The following is a 15,613-nucleotide window of genomic DNA, read 5'->3' on the forward strand; positions in this document are numbered from 1 at the left end:
CGGCCGGGTTCATATATTGTTGGCTGTAAGTGCTGGTGGCGTCTAATCGTTTTGAGGTATGGTTTGATAGTTCCCGGCTATGAAGCTATCAAGGTGTTGCTGTAAATTAAGCTGTTGGGCTATGTCCCATGCCGCTTCCTGTATAGGTGAGGGTAAATCCTGACGGCGCATTATCAGGCCAATTTCTCGGGATAATTCCGGTATTAACGGTAGTGCGCTTATATCCAGCTGAGTTTCAAACTGGTTTAACATGCTGTGCGGCACCACACTATACAAGCCGGCACTGCGCACATGGGCATATAAGGCAAATATGGAATCGGTTTCCAGCATGACTTTGGGTGTAATGCCGACATCGCGAAAAGCGGCATCAATCAGACGGCGGTTTTGCATATTCTGAGTTAACAAACACAAAGGCAGGTTGGCCAGATCGCGCCAGTTTAAATTTTGTTTTAGTAGACCGGGATCCGGATGGCGCGCCAGCAACACATGGCGTTCGCGGTATAACACCATGGTTTTAAAGCCTTTCAGCCTGAGGTCATCCAGATAGCTGAGCCCCAAATCCAGCTCAAAGCTATCCAGTTGATGGATTATTTCTTCGGCACTGAGCGATACCAATTTGATGGCAATACCGGGATATTGACTTTGCCAAGGTTTGGTCAACTGCGGGGTGACGGCCAGGGTAGTGGGGATTGCACCTATACGTAACACACCGCTGAGTTGGCGGCTATATTGAACCGCAGCCTGCCGCATCCCCTCCCAGTTTTGAGCCAATATGCGTGCCCATTCCAAAACCCTCTCACCTTCTTCGGTAAACCCCTGAAAACGCTGGCCGCGTTTGATAACGGTAACGCCCAACTCCTCTTCCAGATGCTGAATGGCGGTGGATAGAGCCGGTTGGGAAACATGACTGATTTCAGCGGCACGCCCAAAGTGGCCGGTTTTGGCAAGTGCAAGCAGATAATGAATTTGTCGAATAAACATTAAGAGACCGGGATTGTTACTTTAAAGAGCATCAAGGCCTGTTTAAGCCCATATCGTTGTCTGTATAAGCTGACAAACATGCCCGCTTAGAATTCCCATGATATTGAAGTATTGAGGCTTTAGACTGTAGGCTGTTCAATATGTTATGAATTGATCAGATTGGCTTTGGGTATGAGGTATCTATTACGTAAATATTAACACCTAAGCATTTCGATATATATAATAATAAATAACGAAGCCTGGATATAGTGCGCTTCTAAAATTAATCACTAGTCCGCTGCTGCGGCTTGCTAAATTCGGGAGACCATGCCTAATACGTCTAAACACAGCACTACACCTTCCTGGGTATCAGGTGAAATAAAACTGGTTAGAGCATTGGACAAGAGGGTTATCAAACTGCTTGAATCTATTGATGAAGGCGGCTCTATCAGTCAGGCAGCCAGAGTTGTGGGTTTAAGTTATAAGGGTGCCTGGCAGATATTGGAACATGCCAATAATTTAGCGCCCTACCCTTTGATAACCAGTGCCACCGGCGGCTATATGGGCGGTGGCACTACGCTGACCAGTAGCGGAAAGGCCTTGTTGGATTTGTTTAAACTAGTGAACAATCAGTATGAATTGTTTTTGCAACAATTGAACCAAAGCCTGACCGAGGATGCATTGACACCCTTGCTGTTAGAACCGCTGAGCATCAAAAGCAGCGCCCGCAATCAACTGCTGGGTAGGATATTGGTGATACAGCCCAGTTTGGATGCTGTAGATGTTATGGTGCAATTAATTGGCGGCGAGCGGATTTGTGCTACATTAAGTTTTGCTGAACTAGATGATTTACAACTGGATATCGGCTGTGCGGTACTGTTGTTAATTGATGATCAAGCCACTTGTCTGCTGACTGATTATGAACAGCTTGGCGTTACAGTCCGTAATGCTTTGCATTGCTCGGTAAGCAGAATTCGCCAACAGGATGAAAATTATGAGGTGACACTTAGATTAATCGGCGGTGACCATCTGCAGACTTTGATAAGTCCAGCCACTATGGAGACCATGGCTTTGAAGCCAGGCACAGCGGCGCGACTTATGTTTAACAGCAGCGATGTACTGGTGGCGGCTAAAATATGACCTGCCTGAAATCTGGATGCATTAGAGATAGCGCCGTTTTAGTCTGCTAATCAGACTGGATAACCGAACTTGTAACCAAACTGTGGTTTTAACTGCCAACCGATATAGCCGGTACAGCTGTGTCAGTAATTGACGTTTTATTTTAGGCACATCAACGGGTCGGTCAGCAACCACGCCTTTTCGGTGTAGCCAGTGCACTACACCACTGATATACAGTAGTAAAGGCATTAATCCGGTAAAAAACCACAACAGCCTGGTACCTGATCCAAAGGCTTCGCCGGTATGTACCGGCCACAACCAGACGGTGAAGGCCTGAGCAGTGCTGAATTTAACCGGATTACGCACATCCCGGATCTGGCCGCTCCAGCGATCCACCCACACGGAGGTGAAGGGATGGTGTTGGTTAATTTCATGACGCTGGCGCAAATTGATACGATAAGTGCCGGTTTCACCTTGCGGGGTGCTGATACGGCGGACTTCTGAGCTGGGAAACAGCCCGCGCGCGACCAGGACCGCTTCGGACAGACTGACGGGTCTATCATTAGGAATAGCGGTACTGCGTACATTGGGGCCGGCATCACCATGTCCCATGCCTTCCGATGCAGTCAAGGTTTCCAGCAAGGCCGGATAAGCCAGATGAAAACCGGTAAAGGCTAACAGCAGCAGAATAGCGGCACTGAGCAGCCCAAACAAACGATGAGTATCCAATAACAGACGCATTAGCCCGGCATTGTGTTTTAAACCAAAGGCCTGACGCAAGCCTGCCAAGCCGGGCCACCATAAATAAATACCGCTGCATACTGACAGGCATAACAACACTGCCGATACCGCTACCACATTGCGGCCAAAGCCATCCATCTGCAATTGGGTATGTAAATCCAGCACCCAGGTAGTGAGCGTTTGCCCCCAAAACCGGCTGTTGATGACATGGCCGGTATACGGATTGACCGCTACCATTAATGGAGCATAAAAGGCATCAACCGTTTCTCGGGGTTTTTCAAACCAGGCGATGGCCGGGCTGTGCGCGGAACGCGGCATTTCCAGAGTCCAAACGCCGTAGCGGTTGGACTGGGCAGTTTTGACCGCTGCCAACAACTTGTCCGGTGACAGCATCGGGCCTTGTTCGGCAATAACCAGTTCGGGATTGAATAATTCATCAAGTTCATCACGATAAATACTCAAACTGCCGGTCAGGCCCAGCACAGCAAAGACTAATCCCATACTAAGCGCGAGGTAAATGTGAATTTGCAACCAGAGTTTACGGGTGAAAACAGCGGAAAACTTATAATGCATTTTGCGGGTGGTCCAAGTATCAAGATGTTTTTAGATTCAGTATTTTACCGCTATGCAATGCGCTTAGCTGGAAATATTGGCGTTTTGTCGCACGGCTTTACTGTTAAAAGTTTTACAATCATGCTGTATAATCCGTGGAATTTTGTTTCAGGTTTGATTTTGCCATATGTCTATTACACTGTCCCACAGAGTTAAAGCTGTTAAGCCATCCCCTACTCTGGCCATAACTGCTCGTGCTGCCACCATGCGTGCCGCCGGGAAAGATATTATCGGCTTGGGCGCTGGAGAACCGGATTTTGATACTCCGGATAACATCAAAACCGCTGCCATTAACGCTATTAATAATGGTTTTACCAAATACACGGCTGTTGACGGCACTGCCGGCCTGAAAAAAGCCATTATTGCCAAATTTAAGCGTGATAACGGCTTTGATTATCAAGCCAAGCAAATTCTGGTTTCCTGTGGCGGCAAACAAAGCTTTTTCAATCTGGCTCAAGCTCTGTTGAACACCGGCGATGAAGTCATCATTCCGGCACCTTACTGGGTATCTTATCCGGATATGGTGCTGCTGGCCGATGGCGTCCCGGTTATCATTGAAACCGGACAGGCGCAAAATTTTAAAATTACCCCGGCGCAATTGCGCGCCGCGATTACCAGTAAAACCCGTTTATTGGTAATAAATAGCCCATCCAACCCTACCGGTGCTGCCTATAGCTTGGCAGAGCTGAAAGCATTGGGTGAAGTATTGCGCGAATTTCCGGATGTGTTGATCGCCAGCGATGATATGTATGAACACGTACTTTGGCATAAAGGCGAGTTTGTTAACATTCTGAACGCCAATCCGGATTTTTATGATCGCACTATTGTATTAAATGGTGTATCCAAAGCTTATTCCATGACCGGCTGGCGCATTGGTTACGCTGCCGGCCCGGCAGATTTGATAGAGGCCATGTGTATCGTGCAATCGCAAAGCACATCCAATCCGACTTCGATATCTCAAGTTGCTGCCGAGGAAGCTTTAAACGGCGATCAAAGCTGTATCGACAACATGCTGGCTGCATTTAAAAAACGCCATGATTATGTGGTGGCCGAGCTTAACACCATAGACGGCATTGAATGTCTGCCGACTGACGGCACTTTTTATGTGTTTCCCAATGTGGAAAAACTGATTGCCAAGCTGGACGGCATTAATGACGATCTGGAATATGCCGAATATTTAATCGAAACCGCCGGCGTGGCCCTGGTACCCGGCTCCGCTTTCGGCTGTCCTGGGCATATCCGCGTTTCTATTGCCACCAGCATGGACAATCTGGTCAATGCCTTGGCACGAATTAAACAAGCCAGTTAAAATTAGCTTGTCAGGAAGATATATATAGCGTAAAATAGACGAAGTTTTGCTGGTGTAGCTCAGTTGGTAGAGCAGCTGATTTGTAATCAGCCGGTCAGGAGTTCGAATCCCCTCACTAGCTCCATATAAAACAAAGGCTTAGGTTATTAACCTAGGCCTTTTTTATTGCTCGTAAGAAATTTAGTGGCAGTTTTAGTGGCAGTTTGTTTTTTGATGCCAAACAGCTATTTCCATTTTAGACAAACTAATAAATTTCTATAACGTATGACAATTATTTCAGTTCGACCGAATAAAACCGGTAAAACCAACAAAACCTATTTTGATATTGTCCCGTTCTTAGGAACACTCAGCTAAGAGGACACCTAATCTGTATGATGCATGATCCAATATTCTTAGAATCTGACAAATTCGCAGCTGAACTTTACCAGCTTATTTCCTTACCGCTTTATGATGACTCCCCACGTATTGTGATATCTGATGTTGCATGCTCCTTGTCCCTAGAGCACTGGGGTGCCGCACGTGCGCTCCTTAGTTCAGGACTACTTCCTTCAAGCTTGGTTGTTCATCGAGCCCAGTTTGAAGCATTGGTTCGATCAGTGTGGATTCTTTATGCAGCCACAGACGAGAACGTTGCAAAGCTTTCGGCGAACCTAGATCTTGAAAACGAACAGGCTGCTAAGAATATGCCGCAGACTTCAGACATGATGAGCGCGATAGAGAAAAATGCACCGCCGCAAGCTTACGACGCACTTAATAGGTTTAAGAAGAACTCATGGAAAGCACTAAATTCCTATGCACACGCGGGCATCCATCCAATTCGAAGACACCATGAAGGTTACCCAGTACATTTGATCCACGACGTAACGAGGAACACCAATGGGTTAGCAACAGTTTGCGCAATGCAAGCAGCAGTGCTTAGTGGTTTGCAGCCATTGCAAAAACAAGTGCTAGAGCTGGCAGCAAGTTATCCAAATTGTATGCCTCCGCCTTTGTGAAAAACTCTTGCTTGAAACAGCCAATTTCTTGCGCTCGCCGCCGCTAGTCGAATTCATCCTATATTAAGTTTGAGTTTTTAGATGATAAATAAAGACTTAAAAATATCTTTTTACTCTACTTTTGAATCACCACTTTAAGTGGTTCAAAAATTCTGTTACTGTCGTGACTTATAAAAATTTTTTTTGACAGTTTTCATTTCTTGCGAATTTGTAAGCAACAAAACCAATGAAACCAATTTTCAGTCTTTCTAGTAAACCAGCCGTAATTGTTACTTCCCTGCATACACCCCTTCCGTTCATACAGCGGCAGGTTGAAACATTTCAATGATCTCAGACTTTAGGACTTGCCAATCATTGTTCAAGTCAACAGTATTTACTCTAACGTCAAAACCAAGAATTTCAAAGCGCTCTCGCAGCCGTCTGTTTACCTGCGGATAGATCAACATACCCTGCACTTTCCGACCTGAATCAGATTTAGCATTTGCCAGATAGCTTAGCAACTGATAAAGATGACCACTTCGAAATTTTTCAGAACCATAACGTGATTGAACAGCATCTCGATAATATTTGGCATCAATTATGACGTACTGTTTATCTGATTTCAGCGAAATGTCAGTTACCATCATAGGTATTAGCTGTAGATCTGAAGATTCAAGTGCACTGGCATTCCACTTTATCAGTTCTTTTCTTGCCTTGCCCTTCCATTCCTGTACTTCCAAATTAATGAAGTTAAAGAGGAATCGTTCGAAGACACTAGCCATTGCCCTTTCATCATCCCGAAATTCCCGGAATCTATAAATCCCTGTTTGCTCCTCTACCAACCAAGATCCATTGATTAACTCGCAGACATTTAGCAGGAACCTATAAAATCGATTGTTTGCTCGGAGTTGGACTCGTTGAAATAGAGCTGGACTCAATACTATTTCATTGATTCCATGCAAATCCCGATGCTTAGCATTGACTTTTGCACGCAATTCTTTATCCAAGTTTTCAGTCGATAGCAGATGGGACAAAGTAGTTTTTATAATCTGATTCGGTAAAGTATTGACACTTAATTCATCGAAAGTGCAGGCAGCCCGCCCATGTTGCGGCAAAAAATGGCTGACTGTCACCAATAAGTCTATCCGCCCCCGAACACCGGAAATCTCATCTATCCTCCGCACATAATCCTGTTCTAGTCCTCTCTTGACCAAATGATTGAGGCCCTCGCATAATACAAAAGCAAATAGATCTACAAGTTCTGTGCTAGGTAGTTTGTCTAAATCTAGCAATTCGCCCTGCTCAAGCTCATTCCAAGCATAGCAGAGCAAATAATATATATTCTTAATAGGAATACGATTAAGCCTAGACATCAAACCTCCAGCAGCAACTTTATCTTCCACTCATCAACTTTATTTGGATTATCAAACCAGTATTCCTGCAACAATGGCAGAATCTCGCTATCAATGATGTCCTGATACCAGTTGTCATTCAGTTCCGAAGAGTTATCTGGACAAAAATAACTGTGACCGATACGAAACCCAGCACCCAAGTTTCTATCGCGTACAATTTCATCATTAAGCAATTGCATGTTTTTTCTAATTCGCGCTATCAGTTGCTCCGATGCGCCAAGAGTGAATAAATACTCCGCAAACGGCTGTGTTTCGAAACAGGGTTCTAAATTGATGAAAGCAAATCTCCTTCGTAACGCATAATCGACCATGGCTATAGACCTATCTGCTGTATTCATCAAGCCCAATAAAAAAACATTGTCTGGTACAAAAAATGGTTTATCCGAGTCACCTGTATAGGTCAACGGAACAGCCCAAGCACTTGAACGCTTGTCCGCTTCGATCAACATCATCAGTTCACCAAAAACTTTGCTCAAATTGGCTCGGTTGATTTCGTCTATGATGAAAACATAAACCTTATCTGGATTTGCCATAGCATTCATGCAGAATTTAAAAAAAACACCATTCTTCAATGCAAAATTTGACGATGACTTATCATCTGGACGATAACCTTGAACAAAATCCTCGTATGAATACGACTGATGAAATTGAACCATACCGACTCGATCAGAATCACTGCATCCAATCAATGTGTAAGCTATGCGTCGCGCTAAAAAGGTTTTTCCAACCCCCGGAGGTCCTTGCAGGATAATATTTTGCTTTCTGCGCAAGCGATCAACTATAAATTGAAACAATTCAGTACCCAAAAATACGCCATCGTTAAAAGATTCTGGCGTGAACGGTTCCGAAACAGTTTTATCTTGTGCATAAGTTTCAACGGGGCTATTGTCGGTATCTTTTGAGCCAGTCTCTTGCCATAGAGATACTATTGGATCTTTGTAGAAGTCTAAATCACTGGTGTGGTATTGAATTTCCAGACGAATTCTAATTTCCCGAATTAATTTATCCAGTTCCAATACTGACAACGATTTGGCATTTTTGATTTCTTTGTTTTCAGAAAGTTTATTGACAATTTTAACCTTATTGCCTTTAGAAAAAACTCTCTCAAAATCATCAGGAAACAATAAAAATAAAAGCATATGCCTGAATTGACGATTTTCCGCCTCTTCAATATGTTGTAACCATTCTGCAAACGTCCAGCTATCACTGATAAGCATAACTTGTTCATTTTTTGGGAGTTGCTTGAAGGCTGTTATCAACTTAATACAGAAAACCAGTTCTCTCCAGGTATGTATGCTGTAATATGTACCTCCACTGCCGATGCCACTCATAACTTGATCATCAAGAAGATAAGCTTGATTTGGAGGTGGTTCCAGAGTATTACCGGACCAGGACCATACTTTTGAAATATTTTCCTTCTTTTTACCAAGGGTTATGTTGCTTGGACAAAGCATTAACAACCAAATCATTTCGGAAGCTAACTGCTGAACTCCAGGCGATGCGGGTTCAATTTGTTCGTATAGCTTCTCCAAAAAATCACCATTTCCAGCATCCAGGTTTTGTACAAAATGCTTGTTAAGGCCAGCTAAGTTATCAAGAGTCCATAATTGATTTTGGCTAAAAATTGAGCCATCTGCAAGCAACGCTTGATCCTTCCAAAACGAAACAGCATTCATAATTGGTACTAAATTTACCCTTCCACAATATCTGCTCATATAAACACTATTCAATTTTTTAATTTACAGATGACTTTCGCAGTCACCAGATGGTCAAAATAGCTTTTGATCTTGGCTTGAAAAGTAGCTTCATGGATTAACACACCCACTTCGAGATTGCGGTTGAAAGCGTCGTCAGTCAGGTTTGCACTGGTGACCAGTACCTCATCATCGACAACGGCTATTTTGGCGTGTAGCTTTCCAGGACGCCCCGCGTGGTTACGTTCTCGATTTTCCAGAGGCCAGTAATAGACCTGAATACCGGCAACTAATGATGACGGAAAGGCTTTCAGTGCGTCGTAGCTTAGCTGGCCTTCCGAACTTTGCTCGAATTCCAAAATTAATCTGATATTTACGCCACGCTTTTTAGCGTTTATCAATTCATTGACCAAGCGCTCGATTTTTGCAGCAGCAAAGGTGATTAATAGAATTTCCTGTTTGGCGTTAGCTATCAAATCGTATAGCACTTGATCAATACGCCGGGCCGTGATTTGGCTATCGGGTTTCGGGCCAGACCACAGTAATTCAATATGTTGGTGAGCTATGCAACGATGATAAGTTGTAAAGCTGGACTGGAGTGTCCAACTAAGAGCTTCGCAGGTCATCAACTTTGCCGCTGCATTTACCGTTTGGGCTATCAAGAATGACAAGTCAGAGTTATTGGTAGGTGGCAGGCTTTTTAGTACAAACTCCGTTGAAATTGTAGCTGGCAAAGTACGTAATGTCTCACAGGCAGCTTTCATCCAGCCTGCTGGGGCTTTACGGATTAGATTTTCGACAGTAGCAAAAAAATGGTCAGACATGGAATTCAGTCAAAAAACGCAGTACCGCGATCAGCAAAGGTATCTACCAATAATGAGCGATCCAGATAGCGGTTACCACGCTCGCAAGATGTCTCGGATGCAAACTGGCACGCATGGCAGCAAGCCCCCTGAATGCCACGCCCTAAAATATCCGGGCGATGTTCGGCGCAAAGCGGATCTGATGCACATAACCGCATGCTTTCCAGTGCCTGCTGCACATGGCGACCCATGGTCAAGGGTTCGCCCATTTCCACTAAACCACCCAAGGTGCCTTCACTATCAGGTGCTGCTGTATAAAGTAGAATTCCAGCCATAGGACCTCCCTCTTCATCCGGATTTCTTGAGTACAAACGCTCCCTGACGCTGGAAGCGGTATAACCGCAGTCCAGAACGATCTGCCGCATTAGTGCATGAGCTAATGAGTGTAAAAGCACCAAGCGAATACCGGGAAAGCCTTCATCCAATGGTTCAAGTTTTCTTAACTTCCGCCACGCCTTATGGGAATCGAGAAATTCCTGTTGAAGTTGTTGAACCTCTGCTTTGGCTTGCCAAGACAACAATACTTCCTCGCGAATCCGCAAAAACACACCTTCGCCGCGCACTTCCGAAGCAGGTAACCAGCGCGGGCTCTCACGGGATATCCGTGTCAAGCGGCCATCTTCGATAACGGTTGCTTCAGCAAAATCGGCATTGGATTCAATCCGGGTAAAGCCAAGCAAGGTGCGTACCTCACGAATACGCTCAACCAACACAGTCTCTTCAAAAAAAGCTGCAAAGCTATTGGGAGGGGCAACGGCTCTTAATTTAAAATCGGCGCTTTCTCCTGCGCTAGCGGGATTTGAAAAGATCTGCCATTCCGGCAATTTCAAATCCTCGGCGGGAACATCCCCTTGTTGCCGTCCAGTTCGTTTAGCCTCTATAGCAGACCAAATATCCTGATCGCTATATTCAGAAAATAGATGTATCAGCGTTTGAAATTTATGCAGTTTTTTTCTAAGCAGCCGGACTTCATCCAGTTCTTCAGTATCTTTTAACTCAAGCCATTGTTCTTCGACTAATTTACCAAGCTTATCAACGGCCCTGGGAATAGATAAGGCAGATAAAGATGAAGGAAACCAGCTATTGGATGAACCTAACAAAATCGGCTTGGCATTTTCTGCGCATCCCTGCTCTATAAGCCGTAAATGCGGATGGTGACCAGGGCAGGCAAAATTCGGATTCTGGTCTTGAGAGAAAGCATCGGCCATCCGGCGCTCAGTCCCACAGCTATGGCATTTGACGATAATGTCAGATGCGTCGCCGGATGCACCAAATTCACGTAGACTTAAAGTTGCCGGACGACAAGGTACATTACCTTTGTGGACAAAATTCAACCACGGAAAATCGGTCAGATGACCTTCCCGGCAAGCTAACAGAAATCGTACCGATATGGCTGAAGGCGCTTTATTACCCTGGCTTTTCAAGCAGCCCTGATGCACATATTGAGTTTTATCCGAGCGATAGGGATCTTGGACCAACTTATAGACACCGGACTCCACTGTTGCCAACGTATCACACAAAGTACAACGCAACCAACGCGGAAAAGGCACGACTGGAACACCGACTGCCGGCGCGGCGGGATCAGCCTCCATACTTTCCAGCTTTATAGGCGGTAAATACAGCTTAGTCATTTGCGCCCCCAAACGTCTTTGCACGGCCGCAATCAAGCGATCTTCCTCAATTTCTTGACTATAGCGGATGTCCCAGTCATCAAGACCCATGATCATAGCCGACATATTGGGCAAATCGACCAGAGAGCCAATGCCGAAAGTAAATATTAATTGACTGGGGCGGATTTCGCCTAATTCATTCATCTTTTTATCCTTAATCGACAAGAAGTCCTGTGCTGCGTTGATCCAGGATAAGATCTACAGTGCCTTCCACATCCCGCAATGAGTCAAGACAGGAAAAATCATCTTTAACCGGATAATGACTAAGCAAACCCACTGTTGCGCCGCCTTCCGGCTTATAAACCAATTGGTGATCAGTCTGATTGTGCACCCGGCGCAGCCATTCATCCCGTCGTCTATCCAGCATTTCAAGAATTCTAGCCGTGACCGCAGGGTTATCGGAGGCATTGCCGCCACGTTTACTCAATACATCAGAAACCATACTCCAGAACTGATCAGTATCAACCACCTGTCCAGCTTGCAAATTGGCGTTCAAATGCTCATCCCAGAGCCGCATTAAAGCGACCATCACTCCCGATAAGCCACGATCCAAAGCCCGCGCCGAAAAAGGGGTGACTGACAAGGCCTCGACATGCTTATAAAATGTTTCATGGTAATGTTCAAAGCGTTCGTAATGAGAAAGATCCCGCGGACGCGCCCAATTGAACACTGTGCAAACCAGTCCTGGCCCATGATTAGACCGCCCAACCCGGCTAGTGGCCTGAATATATTCGGAAGTGTTTTTGGGTTGGCCGGCTACCAACATTAAGCCCAGACGTTCAATATCCACCCCGACCGAAATCATATTGGTGGCAAGAATAACGTCATAAGGTATGGATGATGTTACCGGCAGCCCGGTTTTGCGTTCAAGCATCCGCTGAGCTTCAAGCGTCTTATCAAAAACAGCTTCCAGCCGTTCTAAAATTTTGGGAATGTCAGAACCGGATTTGCGTGAAGTAAGCTCTTCAACGGCCCCCATTCGAATCCGCCGTTTTGCCAGACCGCGCTGATCCGCATCGCGTAAACGTGCGCGTATATCATCTTCAACCAGCCTTCGGGTTCCGGCCAATTCGCGTATCGAGTTGAAATAGCCCGTTAACGTCATCCAGGGATCAGCCAAATTATCGTATTTTTCAAACAAGGCCTGAGCCGCGGCCATATGCGCAACAAAGCTGCGGATCATTGCTACCGGATAACGCCGCCCGAAAGCACTAATGCCAAGATAGCGCCGGCCTGGATATTCAGGTCCGGTTGGGCGCTGGATGGCGAAAAAGCTATCCCGTATGCTGGTGCCTTGCGGCGGAAACACGTCTAACTTACGTACAAACAGCTTTTGCACCTGATCGGGCGCCCGCCGAATGGTTGCAGTCGATGCAACGACTTTTGGCCGCACTTTCTTGCGATCCACTATCCATGAACAGAGTTCATCGACCGCTGCTTCATAGAGTCCGACCATAGAACCCAACGGACCGCTGATTAAATGTAATTCATCCTGAATAATTAAATCGGGCGGACGCAATACGCCATGCGGGCGATTATTGACACCCGGCAAACCGTTCCGGGACGGATGGGACTGTCCATCGTCAACTTCCGGCGACAAAAAACCGTGGCGGTCGCAAACTTGCGTGACTTTACCGAATAACATTTGGGTTTCACCCTTCCAGGGCATCTGGGCAAACTTATCCACCGTAGCAATTAATAAGGACGGCGGGCGGCGGTAAATTTCTTCATCCACAACCATGACCGGCAAACCCTCTTTAGGCGATTTAGCTTCGGTAAATTCGCAACGCCCAAGATCATCACCGCAATAAGTCACACACCGGCCTATATCGCTAGGGGCTTCATAAACGCGCAAATGTTTTTCTTTAATCTCACTACCACACCAGGGGCAGGAAGTGATTTGCTGCGGCGTACCGTTAGCGGAGGGTCTACCGCCAACATTGCGCTGGCGTAAGGCGCTGGCCGCCCCAGCCAAAGTATTCGGTGTAGTTTTATTGCCTACCCATAGACCCAGCCGGAACGGCGCTTCACCCCACTTGGGGACATCGGCACGGCGGATGGCTTCGCAAGCGCAAATTAAAGCCGCGGCCCGTTGAAATTGTTGTAAGGTCAATAGACGTAAGGTGTAGCGCATTAACACGGCAATGCCATAGTCACCGCTACGGCCAGCTATCTCGCCTTGCAACCTGCGTAAAGCCAAGGTGTAAGCTGTTAAGCCCAGATAAGCTTCGGTTTTACCACCACCAGTTGCAAACCATAACAAGTCGGCTACCGCATCGGTTTCATGACTGCGGTCTGGATGATGCAAGTCCGTCAAACTAGGTAGGTTTAGCAGGATAAAAGCCAACTGGAATAAGCGCCAACTGCGGTTTGGGGCATTATCCAACACTGAAATATCATCACCGGATTTTAACTCTTTTTTCCGCACTTTACGGGCAAAAGCAGAATGTATCCGCTGTTGCCACATGGCGCGGTTGGCAAAACGGAAAGCTTCTTCGGCCAGAGCATCGGTTTCAATCAAATCAATCCCGGCTTTAATACGTTCTTGCGCCCTGGTGCAACGCTTCACGGCTAGGATTGCGGCTTCCTCATGACCAGCCAGTTTTTCACTCGGCAAAGTCAGCTTATTGGCTTCTGCTTTTATCCAAAGGCAATAAGCGGTCTCGATATGGCGCAAACTGGCGATCAAGCCTGCCTTAGGCAGTTCGGCAAGTGCCTGCATATCCATGGTAATACCTGCCAAATTTTCATCATCGGCGACAGACCGCGGGGTTTGTTGCGGTACTTCAAAACAAGGCACCCATTCGGTTTCCACCTGGATGGCGCGCTCTGCTAAGGGTTCAGGCAAGGTAGCATGGATGGAAATACCATGGCCTACTGCAAATTCGCGCTGATGGCGGTAGAGCATTTCTAAAGTTTCCGATTCCTCGCGTGTCAACGGGTCCATCTTGGACAAATCAGCTTTGGCATTTTTACGCTGCACAAAAACAGCTTGTTGATCAGCGCCATAAATTCGTAATTTTGGCTGAAACACCCAGGCTTCGTCCTTTCGGCCTTTTGGTTCTACCTGCTGGTTGATCATAAACAACGTTACTATCCAGCCGTCTTTACTTAAACGCATTCGGCCTTGCAGCACCACCAGTGGATGCCCGGGATGCAATAACTTAGGGGAAATACCGCCCTCTTTTAGTTGCAAAGACAGTTCATCTGCAATTATCGGCTGCCGCTTCCTGACTGTCGCCGGATTCCCGTCTTTTCTCTGCTGGGTTTCGCTTTTAATCACCTGATACTGGCCCCACTCGGCAGCCACGATGATTTCGTTCACTTCGGTGCTGACGACAAAGCTCAAACCCATAGACGATGGAAAATAAGTAGCGCCAGCCGGAACACCGGCATCAGAATTGCCGTCTTCACCGGTCTCTCCATCAGCAGTTGCCAGTTCATCCAGTTCGCCTGAAGCCACTTCTTTATCTTTAGGCGCTAACATGCCCACCAGATAGCGTTGATAGGCGTTATCCTCATACTGACTCAGTTCCTCTCCCGGGCCGCCGGCAGGACCCAGTAAATCACGGATCACCATTTGCGTGAGTTCATCACGAATTTGTACAGGAGTGGCAGTAGTAAGCGTCATGAGATTAGCGGAGCAGGATATTGGGTAAAAACGGCATCTACAGACAAAATAGTCATATTTTCTTGCAGGGCCTGAGCAATCAGCAAACGATCAAACGGGTCGCGATGGAAAGACGGGAGATTTTCCAAAGCGCTAATATGCTTAATTTCAATAGGCAATAGCAGCAAACCATTGTCCTGCTGTTGCGTCTCCAGCATCTGCCGCCAGGGCAGATCAAGTTGCAGTTTGCCTAATTGTTGTTTGATCTGGATCTCCCACAATGAAACTAGACTGATAACCAGTGTGTTGGCCGGATCATCGCAAACCTGACGCATGGTCGGCGATAGTTTGTCAGGTTCCTCATTTAGCCAGAGAAAAATATGCGTATCCAGCAAATACTTCATCTAGCCTCACCCAGCCAGAACTCGTCCGGCAATGGGGCATCGAAATCATCCGCCATATGAATTTTGCCTTTAAACTGGCCGAATTGCCGCTTTTTGCTCGGCACGGGGCTTATAGTTTCCAGCAAGACTATGACTTTTGCTGCTTGCGGCGGATAATCCTCAGGCAATTGCAAATGTATCTGGTGATTTTCATCAATGGTGGTGTGTAGTTCAATGGCTTGCATGGCGACCCCTTGAATAGATTA

General features: G+C 46.3%; 13 protein-coding genes and 1 tRNA gene. 5 read left to right on the plus strand and 9 right to left on the minus strand.

Going from position 1 to position 15,613, the window contains the following annotated elements; all coding sequences use genetic code 11:
- Positions 1-42 precede the first annotated feature (42 nt).
- Positions 43-981 carry a LysR family transcriptional regulator gene (locus KEF85_RS09865; RefSeq protein ID WP_215580037.1) on the minus strand — a complete coding sequence of 313 codons (939 nt, stop codon included), beginning with the start codon at positions 979-981 and terminating at the stop codon, positions 43-45.
- A gap of 306 nt (positions 982-1,287) precedes the next feature.
- Between KEF85_RS09865 and KEF85_RS09870 the strand changes: the two genes are divergently transcribed.
- Positions 1,288-2,100, plus strand: a complete 813-nt coding sequence (locus tag KEF85_RS09870; protein ID WP_215580040.1) for a TOBE domain-containing protein — start codon at positions 1,288-1,290, stop codon at positions 2,098-2,100.
- Positions 2,101-2,121: 21 nt separating this feature from the next.
- On the opposite strand, the gene KEF85_RS09875 is transcribed toward KEF85_RS09870, so the two are convergent.
- Positions 2,122-3,321 carry a PepSY-associated TM helix domain-containing protein gene (locus tag KEF85_RS09875; protein WP_246534854.1) on the minus strand — a complete coding sequence of 400 codons (1,200 nt, stop codon included), beginning with the start codon at positions 3,319-3,321 and terminating at the stop codon, positions 2,122-2,124.
- Positions 3,322-3,339: 18 nt separating this feature from the next.
- Here KEF85_RS09875 and KEF85_RS09880 point away from each other — a divergent pair, with 18 nt between their 5' ends.
- From KEF85_RS09880 to KEF85_RS09895, 4 genes are all read left to right on the plus strand, one after another.
- Positions 3,340-3,588 (plus strand): hypothetical protein, encoded by a 249-nt coding sequence (locus KEF85_RS09880; protein WP_215585234.1) that lies wholly within the window; start codon positions 3,340-3,342, stop codon positions 3,586-3,588.
- The gene (locus KEF85_RS09885; protein WP_215580043.1) at positions 3,560-4,741 is read left to right on the plus strand and encodes a pyridoxal phosphate-dependent aminotransferase; all 1,182 of its coding nucleotides are present in this window, start codon (positions 3,560-3,562) and stop codon (positions 4,739-4,741) included. Before KEF85_RS09880 ends, KEF85_RS09885 begins: the two co-directional genes overlap by 29 nt.
- 48 nt (positions 4,742-4,789) lie before the next feature.
- Positions 4,790-4,865, plus strand: a tRNA-Thr gene (locus KEF85_RS09890).
- 247 nt (positions 4,866-5,112) lie between these two features.
- Positions 5,113-5,736, plus strand: coding sequence for a DUF6988 family protein (locus tag KEF85_RS09895; protein ID WP_215580045.1), 624 nt, complete (start codon positions 5,113-5,115; stop codon positions 5,734-5,736).
- Between the two features lie 296 nt (positions 5,737-6,032).
- On the opposite strand, the gene KEF85_RS09900 is transcribed toward KEF85_RS09895, so the two are convergent.
- Genes KEF85_RS09900 through KEF85_RS09930 form a run of 7 tightly spaced genes read right to left on the minus strand, consistent with a single transcriptional unit; the run spans position 6,033 to position 15,592 of the window.
- Positions 6,033-7,118 (minus strand): 5-methylcytosine restriction system specificity protein McrC, encoded by a 1,086-nt coding sequence (locus tag KEF85_RS09900; RefSeq protein WP_215580047.1) that lies wholly within the window; start codon positions 7,116-7,118, stop codon positions 6,033-6,035.
- The gene (locus KEF85_RS09905) at positions 7,088-8,803 is read right to left on the minus strand and encodes an AAA family ATPase (protein ID WP_215580049.1); all 1,716 of its coding nucleotides are present in this window, start codon (positions 8,801-8,803) and stop codon (positions 7,088-7,090) included. The genes KEF85_RS09900 and KEF85_RS09905 overlap by 31 nt, the downstream gene beginning before the upstream one ends.
- A 50-nt stretch (positions 8,804-8,853) precedes the next feature.
- On the minus strand, positions 8,854-9,645 hold the full coding sequence (drmC, locus tag KEF85_RS09910; protein ID WP_281413629.1) for a DISARM system phospholipase D-like protein DrmC: 792 nt from the start codon (positions 9,643-9,645) through the stop codon (positions 8,854-8,856).
- Between the two features lie 5 nt (positions 9,646-9,650).
- Entirely contained in the window at positions 9,651-11,498 is a 1,848-nt protein-coding gene (gene drmB, locus KEF85_RS09915) for a DUF1998 domain-containing protein (protein ID WP_215580053.1), read from the minus strand.
- Positions 11,499-11,508: 10 nt separating this feature from the next.
- The gene (gene drmA, locus KEF85_RS09920; protein WP_215580055.1) at positions 11,509-14,985 is read right to left on the minus strand and encodes a DISARM system helicase DrmA; all 3,477 of its coding nucleotides are present in this window, start codon (positions 14,983-14,985) and stop codon (positions 11,509-11,511) included.
- A complete protein-coding gene (locus KEF85_RS09925) occupies positions 14,982-15,368 on the minus strand; it encodes a type II toxin-antitoxin system VapC family toxin (protein ID WP_215580057.1) in 387 nt (128 codons plus the stop codon). The genes drmA and KEF85_RS09925 overlap by 4 nt, the downstream gene beginning before the upstream one ends.
- A complete protein-coding gene (locus KEF85_RS09930) occupies positions 15,365-15,592 on the minus strand; it encodes a DUF2281 domain-containing protein (protein WP_215580060.1) in 228 nt (75 codons plus the stop codon). Before KEF85_RS09930 ends, KEF85_RS09925 begins: the two co-directional genes overlap by 4 nt.
- Positions 15,593-15,613 lie beyond the last annotated feature (21 nt).

Origin of the sequence: Methylomonas paludis (assembly GCF_018734325.1) — a bacterium.
Lineage (GTDB): Bacteria > Pseudomonadota > Gammaproteobacteria > Methylococcales > Methylomonadaceae > Methylomonas > Methylomonas paludis.